Origin of the sequence: Prevotella sp. CAG:255 (assembly GCF_000431195.1) — a bacterium.
GTDB classification, from domain to species: Bacteria; Bacteroidota; Bacteroidia; order Bacteroidales; family Bacteroidaceae; genus Prevotella; species Prevotella rara.
Genome location: NZ_HF986785.1, coordinates 1 through 1,391 on the forward strand (window position 1 = coordinate 1; position 1,391 = coordinate 1,391).

Sequence of the window (1,391 nt, forward strand, 5' to 3'; positions counted from 1 at the left end):
GGCTCACCCGATAAATAGTGGGGAAAGAAAATATTACGCATAAATTTTAGTCAGCCTAAAGAGGAAGAATGGTATGTCAATAACTCCTCGGAGCAATGCTCTGAACTGTTTGATTTTGGCATTAAAGCATTCGGCAAAAGCATTGGTAGAGCGGCTCACGAAGAAGTTCAGGACTCCGTCATGGTGTTCTGTCAAGGTAGAAATTATAGCCTGAAAGCTTTTGAATCCGGACCTGTCGGCCCTGTCATACCATTTTGCCAGAGACAATCTGGCGGCATCCTTGTGAGTATTCCTTGAGAAAATCATCCGTAAGGAATGTGACAGAGAATAAGCTTCCTGCAGATCCGGATACTGGGCAAAAAGAATTTCCGCCCTCTCTTTTTGTCTTTGTGTCCATTTCTCGGGAGATTTAAAAAGTAAATAGCGAGAGCGTACTAATAGCTGTCTTAAAGAGTCTCCATTCGAAAAAATAAATGGAGAATATGCCTCTCCACAAAATCTGGCTTTCTTCATGTCATCCGCTTCCTGACGTATTGCTTCCCAACGATGGGCAATACGCAGTTCCTGCACGGCCTCGAAAGCCATTTGTTGAATATGGAAACGGTCTATGGTCCGGATGGCCTTAGGGAAACAGCATCGGGCAATCTTCCCCATACTGTTGGACATATCCAAAGTTATTTCATTTACCTTTAAACGCTTTGAAAAGGGAATCTTACGCCTCAGTATGTTAATAATATGCTCTGATTTGACGCCATTGATTATGGCGACCAGGCTTCCTTTCTTTCCCCGGGCATCCGGATTGGACACAATGGTGTAAAGCTCTCCGTCGCTGATGGAGGTTTCATCTATACAGAGACGGGGACCTGTGTTTTCCGGAAATACCAGCCATTCCGCAGCATGCTCCCTGTCTTTCCACTCCCGGTAACCACTCAGTACTTCCTTGTATTGCTTCTCGAAAGTGTCCCCATTGATGTGATAATAGAAATCAAGCGAACGGGAGGTCGTAGGACTCCTCTCCATACACATCTTTTAAAAAAGCCGCAAACTCTTTCGAGTAGCGGGTTCCTTCTTCCTTGACATCATCATAGGGAGCCGTAAAGCATTTGCCCGTACGGAGGTCTTTCCACCTGCGACGTCTCACAATCAGGTCTACAGCCTTGTCACGGATCGGAAAGTCACGGACGGTAACAGGGGCAAGAAATCCTTTGGATTCTATATTCGGATCATTGACATAATCTGCGGAAGCGATTTCATCCAAATGAATGAATAACGTTTCTGCATTACTTTCTACTTTTACTATTGTAAAACGAGATAATATATTGGATGGCAGCATGAAGCTCACCAAAGACTCTAACATTGAATTTTCCATGATGCAAAGATAAGATTTTTTT

At 43.9% G+C, this 1,391-nt stretch carries 2 protein-coding genes; both read right to left on the reverse strand.

The annotated features are described in order from the left end of the window. Positions 1-33 precede the first annotated feature (33 nt). A complete protein-coding gene (locus tag QVO66_RS03685) occupies positions 34-1,020 on the reverse strand; it encodes an ISAon1 family transposase (RefSeq protein ID WP_021854056.1) in 987 nt (328 codons plus the stop codon). Further along, positions 986-1,369 carry an ISAon1 family transposase N-terminal region protein gene (locus tag QVO66_RS03690; protein ID WP_021854057.1) on the reverse strand — a complete coding sequence of 128 codons (384 nt, stop codon included), beginning with the start codon at positions 1,367-1,369 and terminating at the stop codon, positions 986-988. The genes QVO66_RS03685 and QVO66_RS03690 overlap by 35 nt, the downstream gene beginning before the upstream one ends. Positions 1,370-1,391 lie beyond the last annotated feature (22 nt).